The organism is Thioclava dalianensis (assembly GCF_000715505.1).
Classification (GTDB): Bacteria; Pseudomonadota; Alphaproteobacteria; order Rhodobacterales; family Rhodobacteraceae; genus Thioclava; species Thioclava dalianensis.
This window is the reverse complement of sequence record NZ_JHEH01000001.1, coordinates 180989-198261: the sequence shown is the minus strand read 5'-3', so window position 1 is coordinate 198261 and position 17273 is coordinate 180989. Positions and strand designations below refer to the sequence as shown.

Sequence of the window (17273 nt, the reverse complement as noted above, 5' to 3'; positions counted from 1 at the left end):
CTAGCGACGGTTGAAATCGGCAGAGGCAAGGATGAGCCCGTTGCCTTCGCGTTTGTTCGACGCCCGCGCCGCAGCCGTGATCAGCGCGGGGCTTGCCGCATCGCCAAGGGCTGTGTGCAAGAAGACGCGCGGATCGGGCAGGTAGCGCTCAAGAAAGGACGACATCCGCATCGACCAGTTGATCCGGTCCGACAGCGCCTGTGGGGTGATCCAGGCCCTGGCATCCTCGGCCCAGCCATTGGGGCCGTTTGGCGATTGATAGCGCTGCCCCATCGCGGTGAGCGGGTTGCGGATAAACTGGCGCGTTTTCTTGTCGTCGAGCCGGGCCACCAGATCGGCAGGTGGGGCCATCGCGCGCAGGCTTGCGGCCAGAAAATCCCATGGCTGCCGGGTCTTCTCTCTCCGTGGCGCCCAGGCTGCGGGATGTTCCAAGAGCGCGGCATAGGTGGCAGGCAGATCGCCCTTGGTCGCGCTGTAGCGCTGAGCGATATGGGCCACGAACGCAGGATCGGGGCTGTCGGACACGAAATGCACCGCAAGCTTATGGGCCAGATGATGGGCCGTGGCCGGGTTCAGCGCGATATCGTCGAGCGCGTCATAAATATCCGAAAGCTTCGCGGGCGTCTCGCCGCCATAGCGCTTGCCCAGCACGGTCTCGGCCCCCGGCTGTGCCCAGTTGGGATGAAAGACAAAGCCCTGCTGTGAGTTGAAGCCCAGCCCGGTCAGCAATTTAGCAAGCTGGCGCACATCGGTCTGGGTGTAGGGCGCGCCCACGCCAAGCGTGTGCAATTCCATCAGCTCGCGCCCGAGGTTCTCGTTCAGCCCCACATGGCGCTTGAGCCCGAACTTGCTTTGCGGCCCGACCGAGCGGTTTTGATCGAGATAGAGCAGCATCGCCGGATGGGTGACGGCGGCGCGCAGCATCTGCGGGAAGGTGGTGGCGAGATGCGGGCGGATCGCGTCCTCGGCAAAGGCATCTGGACCCAGCAGGGTGGGGCCAGTTTTGGACACAACCGTGAAATGGTCGCACCAGAAAAACGCCAGCCGCTCGCGAAAGCCCTGATCGGAAAAGGCCGCGCGCGCCATTTGTCCGCGCATTCCGGCAAGCCATGTCCGGCTGAGATCGCCCGTGGCCGTCTTTACAGCCTCTTCGGCGCCGGGCTCCTTCTGGCGCCGCGCACGTTGGGCCGTCTTCATCGCGTTCAAATGGGTCAGGAACAGCGCCGTATCTGGCACCGGAAATTGCTGCGCAGCGGTGTCGGGGCCCTTGAGCTGATCGAGAAGCGCAGCCGGACCGCGAGGCGCGGGCTGATCGGGCGAAAGCCCGTAGCCAAAGCGGATCGCCGCGAGTGTCGCTTGAGAGGGGGCCGCTCGGGAGGAGGTTGTCGTCATGAGATCGCACTTTCGCAAAGACGGCGCCGATCAACGCCACCGCGCATCGACCTCTCCAAGATAAAGCTGCCCGCGCAATCTGCCTAGCCTGCCAAATCGGCTCTCTCGCAAATGTGGGCGCGCCGTGTACGCGCTCAGGCGGATCCTCGCTGGGTGTCTCGGCGCCTCCGCCCAGGGCTTGTCGGAGGCCGCGCGCGGTGTAGTGTGAAGCAGGGGCTATGAGCGGGCCTCTTGAGGGGACCAAGGGAAAGGGCAGGGATGACACCTATGGGCAGGCGCGGCACGTTCACGACCCCGGATTTGACGCGCCTTGCGCGCGCGCGCCTCGAAGAGATGCATGACGCCGCCGAAACGGTTCTCGAATGTGAGACGGTGCTGTCCAAATCGGGGATGAGCGTGGTGTCGGAATGGCTCCGGGCCTGCGCGGGGGCGCGGCCTGCGCGCTGTGAAATCACCGATCCCGAGACCCGTAGCCGCTATGTGTTTCGTGTGCTCGATACAGGCGGGCCAGAGGAGGACGCCTGTCAGATCGATCTCTATTGCGATGCCAGGGCGACCCCGTCAGAGGCGAACTCGCCCGCGCCTTATCTTGCCACGATTGGCCTTGATGGGCAGGGGCGCGCGCGGCGGGTCTTTCTGAGCGATGCGCAGGCCCGCGATCTGAATAACCCCGGGCCGCAGGGCGAGGTCAGCGCCGCGCGTATCTGCCAGCTGGATGCCTTCTCCGTTGAGTTGGCCTATCCCAACTGGGCGGTCAATCTCTGGATCTCGGCGCTGGTGGGACTGTTTCATCCGCAACTCGCAGCGCTTGGCTCGGGCACGCAGGAAACCGCGATCGATACAGAGGCGCAGCGCCTTGCCATCGAGGCCGAGCTGGACCGCTAGCGCCAGATTATTCCTGCATCAGCCGCCAACGCGTCTCGTTCATGTCCTGCGCGACCATACCGGGGATCAGCAGCGCATCGATCAGCCACCAAAGCCCGACCAGTGCCAGCGGGATATACCCGATCAGGATCGGCGCAAAGAGCGTGCCCAGACCGGTCATCAAGAGCATTACGACACCGGAAAACACCCGGCCCAGATACATCCGGTGCACGCCCAGCATCGGCAGGAGAAACCACAGCACATAGCCCAGCAGGGCGGATTTCTTCTCATTGGCGACGCGCTGTTCGATATAGAGCGCGCGGGAGTCGTCACGTGTCATGTTAACCCTCGTTACATTTTCACAACCCGATATGGGGAGGCAGGAAGCGGATACAAGAGGGCATGGCCATTAGGCGCGCACCTTGCGTCAACCGGGGCGCGAAAATGCGAAAAGGGCGGCTTTCGGCGCCGCCCCGTTCTTTGGTCGACGCTCCGCTTAGCGGGTGAGGTAGTCGATCAGCGTCGTGTTGAACCGCGCCGCATGCGAGACATTGCAGCCATGCGGGGCGTCCTCGATGAGGAACAACTCGCTGTTGCGCACCGTCTCGAAGACCCGCTTGCCCGAGCCCTCCAGCGGTACGATCGCATCGCTATCGCTATGCAAGATCAGCGTGGGCACCGTGATCTTCTCCAGATCCTTGCGGAAATCCGTGGTGCCAAAGGCCTCCATGCAGCCCAGTGCCGCCGCCTGATCGCTTTGCAGACACAGCGCTACGGCCTTTTCATGCTCGCCCTGCGAGACCTTCATCTCACCGTCGACCGAATAGAACTGCGTCACGAAACTATCAAAGAACCCGGCCCGATCGGCGCGCAGACCGTCTTCCATCTGCTGAGCGGCCTCTTGCGTGAGCGGGCCGTCAGGATTGTCAGGCCCTTGCAGCATAAAGGGGGGCACGGCGGCGGCAAACACCACGGAATGCAGCCGATCCTCCCCGTGATTGCCGATATAGCGCGCGACCTCTCCACCGCCCATCGAGAAGCCCACCAACGTCACCTCGTGCAGATCGAGATCGACCAACACCTGATGAAGATCGGCCGCCAGCGTGTCGTAATCGAATCCGGCTTCGGGCTTGAGCGCATTGCCAAAGCCGCGCCGGTCATAGGTGATCACGCGCATACCGGCCGCTTTGAGCGGCTCGATCTGGTTGCTCCAAGCCACGCTGGAAAGCGGCCAGCCATGGATCAGCACGACCGGACGCCCCGGGCCGCCATGATCGGTGACATTGAGGTCCTTTGCGGAAAGTGCGGCATGAGCCATATGAACTAAGTCCTTTCAAGCGGTGTGAGCGGGGGGGCGCGTGATGCGAAGTCCTCCCCCTGTTGCTCTCTCAACGCGCGACGGGGGGCCGGGAGTTCCAATAGGGTCGGGCGATTGCGCGCGTCTGGCAGATGTGGCGGCGCGGGATGCCCTCTTGCGGGCCCGCGCGATCCCGGGGCATGGTCGCGCGATGATGCCGATCTTGCAAACCGCCCTGACCTTCGCCCCTTGGGTCCACCCCGCCACGCGCAAGTTGCCCGGCGTGGTGCCGGTGACACTGGCCGATTGGTTGGAGATCGACAGCGCTTATGTCGGGCAGATGGGCTTGCGTCGCCAGCTTCTGGCAGAGCGCGCAGCGGAGGTGTACGCGCTTGACCCGGTGGCCAGCGCTGCGGCAGATGAGCTATATGCGCTGGTCCTGCCGCTGCTGCCCGGGCTTGGTTTCGCACTTGAGGGGGACACAGCGCTTTGCCCCGACGGCCAGCGCGTGGCGCTCGATCCGGGCGTGCCGCTGATGACCTTGGGGCGGCTCTTGCAAGAGGATCTGCTGATCTTGCAATCCGACCCGTTCGGTTCCGGCCATAGCGAGCATGTGCTGACCGGGGGCGTGCTCTGTTTCCCCTCGGGTTGGCGGCTCACAGAGAAATTCCGCCGCCCGATGATGCGCATTCATGCCCCCATCGAGATCTACACATCCGAGCTTGGCAAACGCGTGCAACGCCTGATGGATGGGGTGCAGCCGGGGCGCGGGCTGATGCGCGGCACGGCTTCGCATTCGGATGCGTTTCTCGCCGATCCGCGCTCGGAATATGACTACGTCCACGGCACCGCCCGCTCGCAATTCATCCGCGTCGAGCGGCAATGCCTGATCCGCCTGCCGCAGACCCGCGCGGTGGTGTTCTCGATCCACACCCAGATCGTGCGGCCCGAGGCGCTGAGCGATGAGCAGGCCGAAGCGCTCGCGCGGTTCCCGATCCGGGTGGCAGATTGAGGCAGGCGCGGTCGCACGCAATGCGCGTCGTCGCTGGGCAAAAGACGTAACTTAGTGAAGTAATACCTCCCGCGCGTCTTACAAGTTCCCGGGCCAGACCCCATATTGCATTCAGAGGTGCGATTTCTCTCGCGCCAATGAAAGGCATCCCTGATGACCATGTTCTCCATGAAGCCGAAATTCGATCTCGCTGCATTCCTCGCAGAGCCTGCCCCCCGCGGTCAGGCGCGCTCGCGTGGCGCGAAGCGTCAAGGGTTTCGGTCCCAGCCTGCGCCGACATCGCAGGCAGACGCGACCGTCAAACCTGCGAAAGAAAACGGCCCGGAGGCCGACGCGACATAACGCCCAGCCGCCGCGTGCGGCAGTGTGCTGATGAAAAAGGGCTCCGCATTCGCGGGGCCTTTTTCATGGCGTGATGTGAGGTGCCTCCGCGATGCGCAGGCGGACCGCTACTCACGCTCCAAAGCGTTTGCATCAAAGGGCAAATCGGCCAGTTCTCGCAGTGACATGCGCCGAAGATCCGGATGGCTGAGCGGGTCGCGCGCCCAATCGGGTGTGGCCGGTGGGACGCTGTGGGGCCCGAGCTGCGGGACGATATATGACAGGATGATCTTTAACATTCGATAAAGGTAGTCGCGAGATATCGCGCTATCCATCGACTTTTCGATCTCGTTGGTTTAGAGAAACTAAATGCAAAACCTGAACCGTATTCCCCCGTCTTACCTGCGTGCGATCGAGGCGATCGGGCGGTGCGGCTCGTTGTCAGAGGCGGCAGCAGAGCTGGGTGTGACGTCCGGCGCGGTCAGTCAACGGCTCGCCAAGGCTGAGGCGGCCCTCGGGATCACGCTGTTTCACCGCGCGCCCGGCGGGCTCGTCCCGACCGATCTGTGCGCGCGCGTCCTGCCGGGGCTTACGCAGGGAATGGAGATGCTCTCGTCTGCCGTCACCCAGATCGAGACGGCGGATAGGTGCAGCCTGACGGTGTCGGTCGCTCCGCTTTTCGCAAGCCGCTGGTTGGTCTGGCGGCTGCAGAAATTCTATGAGCTGGAACCGGCGATCAATATCCGCGTCGATCCGCGTGTCTCGGTGTTGGATCTGCGGCGCTCCGAGATCGATGTCGGGCTGCGCGTGGGCACAAGCCCGGGCAGCGGCGTCATCGCCTCGGATATGTTGGAGCAAAAGGTCTTTCCGGTCTGCGCGCCGGAACTCGCCGCGCGGATCACCTCTATCGACGAGATGCTGCGTCAACCTATCCTGCGCGAGAATGACCGTATGTTGGGTTGGGATGTCTGGCTACGTGCGCAGGGGCGCGCGCTGCCGACACTTCCCCCCGGTCCGACCTATGGCGATGCGGGGATGTGTCTGGATGCGGCGATGGCCGGGCAGGGCGTGTTCATGGCGTGGGAGACGTTGGCTTGTGACGCGCTGGCACGGGGCCAGCTCGCAGCGCCACTTCCGGGGCGCTACTCCACCGGCCAGCGCTACTGGTTCGCGATCAACCCCGATAGCGCGGGCAAACCTGCCGTGCGCCGGTTTCAGGGCTGGTTGATGGACGAGTTGAACCGCTCCGTCGCGCAATGGGAGCCGCGCGAGACCGGGTGAGCCGCGCGCCCGCGCCGCCCGCATCGTTCTCTCCTACGATGCCGCCCAGTCTCCACGAAAAAGGCCCCACCATCGGCGGGGCCTTTTCCTATCATATCAAAGCACTATCAGCTTTTGGCGAGGTTGCGCAGCACGTAATGCAGCACGCCGCCATTGCGCAGATATTCGATCTCGACCGCGGTATCGATCCGGCTCTTGATCTTGATCTCCTTGGTCGACCCATCCTTGTAGGTGATGGTGCAGGTCACGATGGATTGCGGCTTGATGTCGCCTTCCAGACCGTCGATTGCAATTTCCTCTTCGCCCGTCAGGTTCAGATCCTTGCGGGTCTGGCCCTCGGTGAACTCAAAGGGGATCACCCCAAAGCCCACGAGGTTCGAGCGGTGAATACGCTCAAAGCTCTCCGCGATCACGGCCTTGACGCCCAGCAGGTTCGTGCCCTTGGCCGCCCAGTCGCGCGAGGAGCCCGCACCGTATTGCTCGCCCCCGAAGATCACGAGCGGCTTGCCCTGCTCCTGATAGGCCATCGCGGCATCGTAGATCGAGGTTTGCTTGCCATCCGGGCCGAGCGTGTAGCCACCCTCAACGCCATCGAGCAACTCGTTCTTGATGCGGATATTGGCGAAGGTGCCGCGCATCATGACTTCGTGGTTGCCGCGGCGCGAGCCGTAGCTGTTGAAGTCTTTCGGCGCGACCTGACGATCGGTGAGGTACTTGCCCGCAGGGGTGTCGGCTTTGAACGAGCCTGCCGGCGAGATGTGGTCGGTGGTCACGAAATCGCCCAGCACGGCAAGGATGCCCGCGCCTTTGATATCCGAGATCGTGCCTGCTTCTTCGGACATGCCGGTGAAGTAGGGCGGGTTCTGGATATAGGTCGAGGTTGCCGGCCAGTCATAGGTCTCGCCGCCCGAGATATCCACGCCCTGCCATTTCTCGTCACCTTTGAAGACGTCGGCATATTTCTCGATGAACTTGTCGCGGGTCACGACTTCCTGCACGAGATCGGCGATTTCCTTGTCAGTGGGCCAGACATCCTTGAGATAGACATCCTTGCCATCGGGCGTTTGGGCCAGCGGCTCGGAGGTGATGTCGATATTCATGTCACCGGCGAGCGCATAGGCCACCACGAGCGGCGGCGAGGCGAGGTAGTTGGCGCGCACATCGGGGCTGATCCGGCCTTCGAAGTTGCGGTTGCCCGACAGGACCGAGGTTGCGATCAGGTCATTGTCGCTGATCGCCTTGGAGATCTCGGGCTGAAGCGGGCCGGAGTTGCCGATACAGGTGGTGCAGCCATAGCCCACGAGGTTGAAGCCCACAGCGTCGAGGTCTTCTTGCAGGTTTGCGGCTTCAAGATATTCCGACACGACCTGCGATCCGGGTGCAAGCGAGGTTTTCACCCACGGCTTGCGATTGAGCCCAAGCGCGCGTGCCTTGCGCGCCACCAGACCGGCGGCGATCAGCACGTAAGGGTTCGAGGTGTTGGTGCAAGACGTGATCGAGGCGATCACGACCGAGCCGTCGCGGATCTCGTAATCCTCGCCATCAACCTTTGCCGATTTGGCCGAAACAGTCTTAGTCGCAATCGGACCTTCGGCAGCCATATCCTGTGCGGCGTCGGAATTGTCCTTGCCGCGGAACTCGGTGATGACGTCTTCGAAGGCAGCCGATGCGGTGGTCAGCGGCAGGTAATCCTGCGGGCGCTTGGGGCCGGAAATCGCGGGCACGATCTCGCCCATGTCCAGCTCGAGCGTCGAGGAATAGATCGGATCGTAATTCTCGTCGCGCCACATGCCGTTTTCCTTGGCATAGGCTTCCACGAGCGCGATGCGGTCCTTGTCGCGGCCGGTCTGCTCAAGATAGCGCAGCGTCTCGGCATCGACCGGGAAGAAGCCACAGGTCGCACCGTATTCCGGCGCCATGTTGGCGATGGTGGCGCGCTGTGCCAGCGGCAGGTTGTCGAGGCCGTCGCCGTAGAATTCGACGAATTTGCTCACAACGCCATGGGCGCGCAGCATTTCGACGACTTTCAGCACGAGGTCGGTGCCGGTGGTGCCTTCGACCATGGCGCCGGTCAGCTTGAAGCCCACGACTTCGGGGATCAGCATCGAGATCGGCTGGCCCAGCATTCCGGCCTCAGCCTCGATACCGCCCACGCCCCAGCCAAGAACGGCTGCGCCATTGACCATCGTGGTGTGGCTGTCGGTGCCGACCAGCGTGTCGGGATAGGCGACTTGAACGCCGTCCTGATCCTTGTCGCTCCAGACGGTCTGGGCGAGATATTCGAGGTTCACCTGGTGGCAGATGCCGGTGCCGGGCGGAACCACGCGGAAGTTTTCAAAGGCGGACTGGCCCCATTTGAGGAATTTGTAGCGCTCCATGTTGCGCTCATATTCGCGGTCCACGTTGAGCTGGAAGGCGCGCGGATTGCCGAAATTGTCGATCATCACCGAGTGGTCGATCACCAGATCAACCGGCACGAGCGGATTGATCTTCTGCGCGTCGCCGCCCAGACCCTTGATGCCATCGCGCATTGCGGCCAGATCGACCACGGCGGGCACGCCGGTGAAGTCCTGCATCAGCACGCGGGCCGGACGATAGGCGATTTCGCGCGGGTTCTTGCCGCCCTTTTCAGCCCATTCGCCGAACGCTTTGATATCGTCCACCGACACGGTGAAGCCGTCATCTTCAAAACGCAGCAGGTTCTCAAGAACCACTTTGAGCGAAGCGGGGAGCTTGGAGAAATCGCCCAGACCCGCCTTGGTGGCGGCGGGGATCGAGTAATAGGCGAATTTGGCGCCGCCTACTGAAAGCTCGCGGCGGGTTTTGGCAGTGTCTTTGCCGGTGACGATGGGCATGAGATGGCCTCCCTTCAAGGGTCCTAAGGGTGTCGCTACGTCTGTATTTGCCCCATGCGGGGCGGGGGATCAAGGGGTGGATGCGGGTTTTTGTATACCATTGCACACTGAATTTCGAAAGTGGTTTCTTTTCATTGCGTTGCACAGGCGAACCCGGAGAGCCACGCGCGGTAACATGGAACTGTTTCAACCGTGTGGCGAAATCTCGCAAAACCTTGATTGGTACTGGATCACGCGGGCACAGTAAGTGTAGAAGGAGGTGTTCGGAAGGGGATCAATGTCACGCGCATCGCTCAGCGTTACGGTTAGTGTTTGCCTTGGCTTGGCGTCGGGTGCCCTGTGGCAGCCGATTGCAGCCAATGCTCAACAGGCTCCGAAAACCGCCACCAGCTCGTCGCAGCAACCTCAGGCACAGGGGCAGGGCGACTCGGCCAGCTCTGGTGTACTCGCCCCCGATGCGCCGCCCGAGATGCGCCATCAGGCTTCGCAGTCGATGCTCGACACGATGGCCGCGCAGACCGGCACCGAGATCGCCCATGATCCCATCGTGGTTGAGCTTTACACCTCGCAGGGCTGTTCCTCTTGTCCGCCCGCCGATGCGCTTTTCAGTGAATATGCGGATCGCGATGACGTGCTCGCGCTGGCGCTGCATGTGGATTACTGGGACTATCTTGGCTGGAAAGACCCCTTTGGACGCGCTGAATTTACCGCGCGTCAGAAATCCTATGCGCGTGCGGCAGGCGAGCGCACGATCTATACACCTCAAATGATGATCGAGGGCACGCAGGCGCTTGTCGGCGTGCAGCACGACGAGCTCAAGGCCGCGATCAAGGATGATCTGGACGCGCCGCAGCCGGTCACGCTCGATATTTCGGGCAGCAAGGGCGATTATCAGCTCGCGCTCGCAGCCGATCCGCCGCTATCGCAACCCGCAGTGGTGCAGATCGTGCGTTATCTGCCCGAGGCGCGGGTGGATATCCTGCGCGGCGAGAATGCCGGTCAGACCGTCGATTACCGCAATATTGTCACCGAATGGCGCACCGTTGCGGAATGGGATGGCAAGACGCCGACGCAGCTGAACGTGCGCTTCACGGGCAAGGATAAGGCGGCGGTGATCGTGCAGATGCTCAAGCCCGGAGCGCGGACGCCACTGCCGGGCGCCATCGTCGCGGCGGGCCGTCTCGAGTAAGCTAAAGCGCGCGGCGCCCGCTTAGCGGCGCCGCTGCTTCCAGCGCCGGTGAATCCAGAGCCATTGTTCCATGTGATCGCGCACGCGCGCTTCCAGCGCGTCGTTGAGCGCCTGCGTCATCGTCTCGGCGTCACTATGGGGCACCGGCGGCTCGACCACGATCCGGAAATTCAGCCCGTCAGGCTGGCGGATCGCATAGACCGGGATCAGATCGGCCTCCATCTTGAGCGCCATTTCGGCCGCCGAAAGCGGCGTGCGCGCGGTCTGGCCGAAAAACGTCAGATCCGCGCCTTGCCCGAAATATTGATCGAAGCCAAAGGCCACCATGCCCCCATCGCGCAAGAAGCGCATCATATCGGCGAGCCCCCGGCGCGAGCGCGAAAACAAAGGCTGCGCAATCGCCGAGATGGTGGCAACATATTGCGCGTTGAAGGCTTGGTTGTTCATCGGGCGATAGATCGCGCCGACCCGGTAGCCCCGTGCCGAAAGCGCCCCGCGCCACGCGTCGTAATTGCCGAAATGCCCGGCTGCGAGCACAACCGGACGGCCCTCGTCATGGGCGCACGCCAAGGCCTCGGCCCCCGGTCCCTCGATGGGCAGATCGCGCACGCGGGCCAGAAATTCGTCGCCCGAATAGATCTCCGCTAGCATCCGGCCCAGATTGTCAGGCACCGCGCGCTCCAGCCGCCGCACTTCATCTTCGGGCAGCTCGGGACAAGTCAGCGCAAGGTTCTCGCGCACCCGGCGGGTAAAGCCCAGAACCGGCGCCACACGCGCCACCAACCTCCCCGCGAGCGGCACGCGGCGCTCATAGGGCAGCATCTGCACCAGCTTCATCGCAACAAGGAAGGCCATGTTGGAGAGACGGTCGGGCAGGGAAGGTGTGTCGTGCTTCATCGCGGGCTTTTATGTAGGGATTGCGCCGCGCGGCGCTCACGCCACCAAACATAGAGCCCCGCACCGATGATCACAAGCGCGCCGAGGATCGTGAATCCATCGGGCAGCGATCCGAAGAACATAAACCCCCAGAGCGAGGCGAAAATCAGCCCGGTATAGCCGAAGGGGGCAAGCGTGCTGGCCTCGGCCATCGTGAAGGCGCGGATCATCAGGAATTGGCCCATCGTGCCCGCAAGCCCAATGGCAAGAAACAGCCACAGATCCGCAGGCGCAGGCGTGCGCCAGACGAAGGGTTGGGCGAGGCTGGCAATTGCAAGTCCGATATAGCTGGCCCAGAGCAGCGAGGTCGCGGTGGAATCGCCGCGCACCTTGCGCGTGATCAGCATGCCGGTCGCAAAGGAGACGGCGGTGACAAGGGCAAGGATCGCGCCCGGTGCGATCACGCCGGTTCCGGGACGCAGGATGATCATCGCGCCCGCAAAGGCCAAGGCGATGCCGAAAATCCGGTGGGGGCCAAGCCGCTCCCCCAGAAACAACCCTGCGCCAAGGCTTACGATGACCGGGTTGAGATCGGCCAGCGCCGTGGCCTCAGCCAGCCCGATCTCGCGGATTGCAAAGAAAAAGCAGGTCGCCGCCACCATCTGCGCGCTCGCGCGTGCGAGTTGCAGACCCGGATGGCGGGATTTGAAATGGCGGGGCAGGTGGCGCGCATAGATCAGCGTGAGGATCGCTGCATTAACCGCGTAGCGCATCCAGACCGATTGCATCGGATCATAGCCGCGATGCCCAAGCGCCTTGGCGAAAGCATCCATCAAGGTCAGAAAGAAGAACGCCCCCAGCGCAAACAGCATGGCGCGTGCGGTATCGCTGGCCTCCGGCGTGACCGGAGGCAAAAGCGACGAAGGGGCCCCGAGGGGCCCCTTCGCAATACGTTTCCGGGCGCGCAGGGCCATCAGAGCAGGGATGCGACCTTGTCGGCCACGGCCTGCGGCGTGATGCCGAACTTCTCGTACAGCTCGGGCGCCGGGGCGGAGGCGCCAAAGCCCTCCATACCGACAAAGCCCGCCTTGGCCTCGCGGCCACGCTCGCCCAGCAACCAGCGATCCCAGGGCTGGCGCACGGCGGCTTCGACCGCCACGCGCACCGAATTGGGCGGCAGGATGCGTTTGCGATAGGCCTCGTCTTGCTGGGCAAACAGCTCCATGCAGGGCATCGAGACGACCCGCGTGCCAATCGCCTTGGCCTGAAGCAGATCGCGCGCCTTCATCGCGATCTCAACCTCGGAGCCGGTGGCCATCAGGATCGCCTGACGCTTGCCTTCGGCCTCGGCGATGACATAGGCGCCCCGCGCGGTGAGGTTCTGCGGTTTGTACTCCGTGCGCAGCGTCGGCAGGTTCTGACGCGACAAAGCAAGCACGGAGGGCGTGTGCTCTTGGCTCAGCGCCAGTTCCCACGCCTCGGCGGTCTCCACCACATCGGCGGGCCGGAAGGTCAGCGTGTTGGGCGTGGCACGGCAGATCGCGAGATGCTCGACTGGTTGGTGGGTCGGGCCATCCTCGCCCAGACCGATGCTGTCATGGGTCATGACATAGACGGTGGGCACACCCATCAGCGAGGACAGGCGCATCGCGCCGCGCGCATAGTCGGTGAAGCAGAAGAACGTCCCGCCATAGGGGCGCACGCCGCCATGCAGGTAAAGCCCGTTCATCGCAGCCGCCATCCCGTGTTCGCGGATGCCATAGTGAATGTAACGGCCCTTGCGATTGGCGGGGTTGAACACCTCAAGCGCACCCTTGGTCAGGTTCGAGCCGGTCAGGTCCGCCGAGCCACCGATGGTTTCGGGCACGACCGGGTTGACCGCATCGAGTACCATTTCGGAGGCTTTGCGGGTCGCGACCTTGGGCTGGGCCTCGGCCTGCTCTTTCTTGAACCTGCGGATCGCGCCGGTCAGCTTTTTCGAGACGCCGCCGTCCATGATCCGGGTGAACTCACCCTTTTTGTTGTCCGAGAGCTTGTCGAATCGGGCCTGCCATTCGTCGCGCTCAGCGGCGCCGCGCGTGCCGATGGCCTCCCATGCGGATTTCACATCCGCCGGGATCTCGAAGGGACCGTGATCCCAGCCGTAGATCGCCTTGGTGCGTGCGATTTCCTCATCGCCAAGCGCCGAGCCATGGGCCTGATAGCTGTCGGCCTTATTGGGCGCGCCAAAGCCGATGATCGTTTTGCAATCGATCAGAACCGGACCTTTGAGCGTCTTGGCTTCGGTCAGCACGCGGTCGATATCTTCGGGATCGTGGCCGTCGCAATGCAGCACGCTCCAGCCCGCTGCGGCAAACCGCGCGCGCTGATCGGTCTTGTCCGACATCGAGACACGCCCGTCGATGGTGATGTCGTTATTGTCCCAGATCACGACGAGCTTGCTCAGCTCTTGCATCCCGGCCAAGCCGATGGCCTCGTGGCTGATACCTTCCATGAGGCAGCCGTCGCCTGCGATCACCCAAGTGCGGTGATCGACGAGCTTCTTGCCCCATTGCGCGCGCAGCGCCTCTTCGGCCAGCGCGAAGCCGACCGAGGTGGCGATCCCCTGACCCAGCGGGCCGGTGGTGGTCTCGACCGCATCGATCAGGAAGTTCTCGGGGTGACCGGCAGTCAGCGCGCCCATCTGCCGGAAATTCTTGATCTGCTCGAGCGTTACCTGCTCATCGCCCATCAGATAGAGCAGCGAATAGATCAGCATCGAACCGTGACCGGCCGAGAGGATAAAGCGGTCGCGATCGGCCCATTTCGGGGCCTTCACATCGAATTTCATATGTTTGGAGAACAGCACGGTCGCCATATCGGCAAGCCCCATTGGGGCGCCCGGATGGCCCGAATTGGCGGCCTGCACGGCGTCCATGCTCAGGGCGCGGATGGCAGAGGCAAGCTTCCAGTGCTCGGGGTGGGATTTGCGGATCTCTTCGATCTCCATGGCGGTCTCCTGATGGTCAGCGCAAATAGGGTCGCTGTCTCTGATAACAGGGATCGGGGCGAGATCAAGCGCGGCTCCCAAGCACTTGGGGTAAAAGGGTGGGCTTGACGGGGCGCTCGGGGTTAAACTGCGCGAAATCCTGCCCTTCGGTGCGATTCGCGCCGGGGTAAGGCAGGGATAGATAAGATATTGATAAGTTGAGGAGGCGTGTATGAGCGAGATTGCCGAATACGAACGCCGCATCTCTTTTGCGCTCGAACGGATCGGGCGCGGCGTGGAGTTGCTGGCCAACCGCAGGCCCGCCCCCGAGGCGGCGCCCGACCAGACCGATGCGCCTATCAGCGACGCGCTTGCGGAGCGTCCCGAGGCAGAGGCTGCACCCGCGCCGGACCTGACCCCGGCCCAGCCAATGCCCGATGCCGGGGCCGCCGAAGAGATCGCGCAGCTGCGCGCCGCCCTTGACGCCGAGCGTGAGGCCAATGCGCAGCTGTCCGAACGGGTCCGCGCGATCCGCGAAAAGCAAGACGGCACGCTGGGCGCGATGGAGCGCAAATACGGTGCCGCTGTGCGCGCGCAGGAAGCCGCGTTCAAAGAGGTCGCTGCCCTCAAACAGGCCAATGCCGGGCTGATCGCCTCCAATCGCAAGCTGATGGATGAGGGCGTGGCCTTCTCCGACGAGGCGCTGATGGCCGAACTGGTCGCGCTGCGCGCTGAACGGGCGAGCGAGGCCGCCGAGCTGCACCAGATCCTCGACGGGATCGCGCCGCTGCTTGAGAAGATGGACGAGGAGGCACAGGATGCCTGAAGTAACGATCACGATTGGCCAGCGCGATTTTCAGGTCGCCTGCCAAGAGGGCGAAGAGCATTTCCTGCGCACCGCAGCGGCGATGCTCGATAGCGAGGCGCAGGTGCTGCTCGGCCAGATCGGGCGGCTGCCGGAGGCGCGCATGTTGCTGATGTCGGGCCTGATGCTGGCCGATAAAGCCGCAGGGCTTGAGGATCAGCTGCGCGCCGCGCAAGACCGCGCCGGCGAGCTTCAAGCCCAGCTCGACGATCTGCAATCCAATCCCGCCAGGGTCGAAGTGCCGGTGGTGCCCGTCGAGGTTGCCGAAAGTCTGGCCGAGATCGCCGCGCGCACCGAGGCGTTGGCCGACCGGGTAGAGGAGCAAGCCTGATGCGACACGCTTTGATCTATGGGGCCGCGCTGGCGGGATGCCTTGGCATGGCCGGGCCGGTCGTGGCCGCCTCCGGCGCGCAGGCCGATATGCCCGATACTGGCTTTGTGCAATATCACTATCTATGCGAACGTGGCGTGCGTATTCCGGCGGTTTATATCAATGATTCCAAACCCCAGCGTGCGATCATCTTCTCTGGCGGACGGATGGTTGTCCTCGATCATGTGCGCTCGGCCGATGGTGCGCGCTATGCTGAAGACGGCGAGGGTGAGGCGGGTTACATCTGGTGGACCAAGGGGGCTGACGCAATGCTTGAATGGCGCTCCGAGGATGGCGAGGTGATCTCGATCCTCTCGGCCTGTCATACTGAGGATGACTAACCCGCTGTGAGAGATGCGGTCGTGGCTGCGTCGTCTTGACCGTCAAAAATATCCCCGCCGCGAGGATGCCTCCGGCGGGGATATTTGTTTTAAATCAGATGATTACTCAGCCGCCTTCATCTCAAAGCCCTTCTCGATCTGATCCGAGGGCGCGATGGGATATTCGCCCGAGAAACAGGCGTCGCAATATTGAGGGCAGGCATTGTCGCGCCCATCCGCCTCGCCCACGGCCCGATAAAGCCCGTTCAGCGAGATGAATTTCAGGCTGTCCACGCCCACCCAGTCGCGCATCTCGTCCTCGGACATCTGCGCGGCCAGCAGCTTGTCGCGATTGGGCGTGTCGACGCCATAGAAGCACGGCCAAGCGGTGGGCGGACTTGCGATCCGGAAATGGACCTCCTTGGCGCCCGCATCGAGGATCATATCCTTGATCTTGCGTGAGGTGGTGCCGCGCACGACCGAGTCATCGACCAAGATCACCCGCTTGCCGCGAATGAGCGAGCGGTTGACGTTGAGCTTGAGGCGCACGCCCATGTTGCGGATCTGCTCGGTCGGCTCGATGAAGGTCCGGCCCATATATTGGTTGCGCGTGATGCCAAGCGCGAAGGGGATGCCGCTTTCCTGGCTGAACCCGATGGCTGCGGGCGTGCCGCTATCGGGCACCGGGCAGACGAGATCGGCGTCGACAGGCGCTTCGCGGGCCAGCTCGACCCCGATCGCATGGCGGGTCTCGTAGATCGAGCGGCCTCCGATGGCGCTGTCGGGGCGCGAGAAATAGACATGCTCGAAGATGCAGAACCGGCCTTTGGAGGGGCCGAAGGGGCGCGAGCTGTCGATCTTGCCGTCCTGAATCACGACCATCTCGCCCGGGTCGATCTCGCGCACGAACTCCGCGCCGATGATGTCGAGCGCGCAGGTCTCGGAGCTGAGCACATAGCCTTTCTCGCCGATCCGGCCCAGCACCAGCGGACGCACGCCCAGCGGGTCGCGCACGCCGATCAGCTTGGTGCGCGTCATTGCCACGATGGAGAACGCGCCCTCGACCCGGCGCAGCGCATCGGCGATCCGGTCGGCATGTTTGCGCTGGATGGAGCGCGCCATCAGGTGGATGATGCATTCGCTATCCGAGGAGGATTGGAAGATCGCGCCCCGTTCGATCAGCTCGCGGCGCAGCGCATCGGCATTGGTCAGGTTGCCGTTATGCGCGACCGCACAGCCGCCCATGGAGAACTCGCCGAAGAAGGGCTGGATATCGCGGATCACAGCGCCTTTCGACCCGGCGGTGGAGTAGCGCACATGGCCGATGGCGACATCGCCGGGCAGGGTCTCCATCAGGCTCGATTTGGTGAAGTTGTCGCGCACATAGCCAAAACGATGCGCCGAGTTGAACCCGTATTCCGCATCATGGGCGACGATGCCGCCCGCCTCTTGGCCGCGATGCTGCAAGGCGTGCAGACCGAGGGCTACGAAATTCGCGGCATCGGTCACACCCACCACGCCGAAGACACCGCATTCTTCTCGCAGTTTGTCATCGTCGAACGGGTGGGCGAAATGAGTCTTGGAGGGGGCGGGGCAGGACATGGCTGGCAGCTCCGATGAACGCGGAAAAGAGAGGGGCGTTGGCGCCCATTTAAAGACAAAC

The 17273-nt window shown here is 63.3% G+C and carries 16 protein-coding genes; 8 read left to right on the top strand and 8 right to left on the bottom strand.

Annotated features, from left to right (window positions below):
- A complete protein-coding gene (locus DL1_RS01015) occupies positions 1-1392 on the bottom strand; it encodes a DUF1800 domain-containing protein (protein ID WP_051693222.1) in 1392 nt (463 codons plus the stop codon).
- A gap of 267 nt (positions 1393-1659) precedes the next feature.
- Here DL1_RS01015 and DL1_RS01010 point away from each other — a divergent pair, with 267 nt between their 5' ends.
- Positions 1660-2277 (top strand): DUF6969 family protein, encoded by a 618-nt coding sequence (locus DL1_RS01010; RefSeq protein WP_038061103.1) that lies wholly within the window; start codon positions 1660-1662, stop codon positions 2275-2277.
- A 7-nt stretch (positions 2278-2284) separates the two neighbouring features.
- On the opposite strand, the gene DL1_RS01005 is transcribed toward DL1_RS01010, so the two are convergent.
- Complete coding sequence (locus DL1_RS01005) at positions 2285-2596, bottom strand: TM2 domain-containing protein (protein ID WP_038061100.1); 312 nt, start codon at positions 2594-2596, stop codon at positions 2285-2287.
- A gap of 156 nt (positions 2597-2752) precedes the next feature.
- Positions 2753-3574, bottom strand: coding sequence for an alpha/beta fold hydrolase (locus DL1_RS01000; RefSeq protein WP_038061097.1), 822 nt, complete (start codon positions 3572-3574; stop codon positions 2753-2755).
- Positions 3575-3764: 190 nt separating this feature from the next.
- Between DL1_RS01000 and DL1_RS00995 the strand changes: the two genes are divergently transcribed.
- From DL1_RS00995 to DL1_RS00980, 3 genes are all read left to right on the top strand, one after another.
- Positions 3765-4565, top strand: coding sequence for a heme-dependent oxidative N-demethylase family protein (locus DL1_RS00995; protein WP_074854946.1), 801 nt, complete (start codon positions 3765-3767; stop codon positions 4563-4565).
- 153 nt (positions 4566-4718) lie between these two features.
- A complete protein-coding gene (locus DL1_RS00990) occupies positions 4719-4907 on the top strand; it encodes a hypothetical protein (protein ID WP_038061093.1) in 189 nt (62 codons plus the stop codon).
- 348 nt (positions 4908-5255) lie between these two features.
- Positions 5256-6167: a LysR substrate-binding domain-containing protein gene (locus tag DL1_RS00980; protein ID WP_038061088.1), complete on the top strand. Its 912-nt coding sequence runs from the start codon at positions 5256-5258 to the stop codon at positions 6165-6167.
- A gap of 107 nt (positions 6168-6274) precedes the next feature.
- Here the strand turns inward: DL1_RS00980 and acnA are convergent, their stop codons facing one another.
- Positions 6275-9022 (bottom strand): aconitate hydratase AcnA, encoded by a 2748-nt coding sequence (gene acnA / locus DL1_RS00975; RefSeq protein WP_038061086.1) that lies wholly within the window; start codon positions 9020-9022, stop codon positions 6275-6277.
- Between the two features lie 277 nt (positions 9023-9299).
- Between acnA and DL1_RS00970 the strand changes: the two genes are divergently transcribed.
- Positions 9300-10211 (top strand): DUF1223 domain-containing protein, encoded by a 912-nt coding sequence (locus DL1_RS00970; protein ID WP_245739627.1) that lies wholly within the window; start codon positions 9300-9302, stop codon positions 10209-10211.
- Positions 10212-10232: 21 nt separating this feature from the next.
- On the opposite strand, the gene DL1_RS00965 is transcribed toward DL1_RS00970, so the two are convergent.
- The 3 genes from DL1_RS00965 to tkt are packed head-to-tail and all read right to left on the bottom strand — an operon-like array spanning position 10233 to position 14076.
- Positions 10233-11108 carry a lysophospholipid acyltransferase family protein gene (locus DL1_RS00965; RefSeq protein WP_038061084.1) on the bottom strand — a complete coding sequence of 292 codons (876 nt, stop codon included), beginning with the start codon at positions 11106-11108 and terminating at the stop codon, positions 10233-10235.
- Positions 11105-12061, bottom strand: a complete 957-nt coding sequence (locus DL1_RS00960) for a DMT family transporter (protein WP_051693220.1) — start codon at positions 12059-12061, stop codon at positions 11105-11107. Before DL1_RS00960 ends, DL1_RS00965 begins: the two co-directional genes overlap by 4 nt.
- Entirely contained in the window at positions 12061-14076 is a 2016-nt protein-coding gene (gene tkt / locus DL1_RS00955; protein ID WP_038061082.1) for a transketolase, read from the bottom strand. The genes DL1_RS00960 and tkt overlap by 1 nt, the downstream gene beginning before the upstream one ends.
- Positions 14077-14287: 211 nt before the next feature.
- Between tkt and DL1_RS00950 the strand changes: the two genes are divergently transcribed.
- From DL1_RS00950 to DL1_RS00940, 3 genes are read left to right on the top strand one after another with little or no spacing between them, the layout of a single operon-like run.
- Positions 14288-14881 carry a hypothetical protein gene (locus DL1_RS00950; RefSeq protein WP_038061081.1) on the top strand — a complete coding sequence of 198 codons (594 nt, stop codon included), beginning with the start codon at positions 14288-14290 and terminating at the stop codon, positions 14879-14881.
- A complete protein-coding gene (locus tag DL1_RS00945) occupies positions 14874-15251 on the top strand; it encodes a cell division protein ZapA (protein WP_038061077.1) in 378 nt (125 codons plus the stop codon). The genes DL1_RS00950 and DL1_RS00945 overlap by 8 nt, the downstream gene beginning before the upstream one ends.
- Positions 15251-15631 carry an MliC family protein gene (locus tag DL1_RS00940; RefSeq protein ID WP_051693219.1) on the top strand — a complete coding sequence of 127 codons (381 nt, stop codon included), beginning with the start codon at positions 15251-15253 and terminating at the stop codon, positions 15629-15631. The genes DL1_RS00945 and DL1_RS00940 overlap by 1 nt, the downstream gene beginning before the upstream one ends.
- Before the next feature lie 102 nt (positions 15632-15733).
- On the opposite strand, the gene purF is transcribed toward DL1_RS00940, so the two are convergent.
- Complete coding sequence (gene purF, locus DL1_RS00935; protein ID WP_038061075.1) at positions 15734-17212, bottom strand: amidophosphoribosyltransferase; 1479 nt, start codon at positions 17210-17212, stop codon at positions 15734-15736.
- Positions 17213-17273: the final 61 nt, after the last annotated feature.

Coding starts and splice junctions, on each gene's coding strand:
- acnA (WP_038061086.1), bottom strand. CDS start 9,022: ATGCCCATCGTCACCGGCAAAGACACTGCCAAAACCCGCCGCGAGCTT.
- DL1_RS00970 (WP_245739627.1), top strand. CDS start 9,300: ATGTCACGCGCATCGCTCAGCGTTACGGTTAGTGTTTGCCTTGGCTTG.
- DL1_RS00950 (WP_038061081.1), top strand. CDS start 14,288: ATGAGCGAGATTGCCGAATACGAACGCCGCATCTCTTTTGCGCTCGAA.
- DL1_RS00990 (WP_038061093.1), top strand. CDS start 4,719: ATGACCATGTTCTCCATGAAGCCGAAATTCGATCTCGCTGCATTCCTC.
- DL1_RS00960 (WP_051693220.1), bottom strand. CDS start 12,061: ATGGCCCTGCGCGCCCGGAAACGTATTGCGAAGGGGCCCCTCGGGGCC.
- tkt (WP_038061082.1), bottom strand. CDS start 14,076: ATGGAGATCGAAGAGATCCGCAAATCCCACCCCGAGCACTGGAAGCTT.
- DL1_RS01010 (WP_038061103.1), top strand. CDS start 1,660: ATGGGCAGGCGCGGCACGTTCACGACCCCGGATTTGACGCGCCTTGCG.
- DL1_RS01015 (WP_051693222.1), bottom strand. CDS start 1,392: ATGACGACAACCTCCTCCCGAGCGGCCCCCTCTCAAGCGACACTCGCG.
- DL1_RS00965 (WP_038061084.1), bottom strand. CDS start 11,108: ATGAAGCACGACACACCTTCCCTGCCCGACCGTCTCTCCAACATGGCC.
- DL1_RS01005 (WP_038061100.1), bottom strand. CDS start 2,596: ATGACACGTGACGACTCCCGCGCGCTCTATATCGAACAGCGCGTCGCC.
- DL1_RS00980 (WP_038061088.1), top strand. CDS start 5,256: ATGCAAAACCTGAACCGTATTCCCCCGTCTTACCTGCGTGCGATCGAG.
- purF (WP_038061075.1), bottom strand. CDS start 17,212: ATGTCCTGCCCCGCCCCCTCCAAGACTCATTTCGCCCACCCGTTCGAC.
- DL1_RS01000 (WP_038061097.1), bottom strand. CDS start 3,574: ATGGCTCATGCCGCACTTTCCGCAAAGGACCTCAATGTCACCGATCAT.
- DL1_RS00995 (WP_074854946.1), top strand. CDS start 3,765: ATGATGCCGATCTTGCAAACCGCCCTGACCTTCGCCCCTTGGGTCCAC.
- DL1_RS00940 (WP_051693219.1), top strand. CDS start 15,251: ATGCGACACGCTTTGATCTATGGGGCCGCGCTGGCGGGATGCCTTGGC.
- DL1_RS00945 (WP_038061077.1), top strand. CDS start 14,874: ATGCCTGAAGTAACGATCACGATTGGCCAGCGCGATTTTCAGGTCGCC.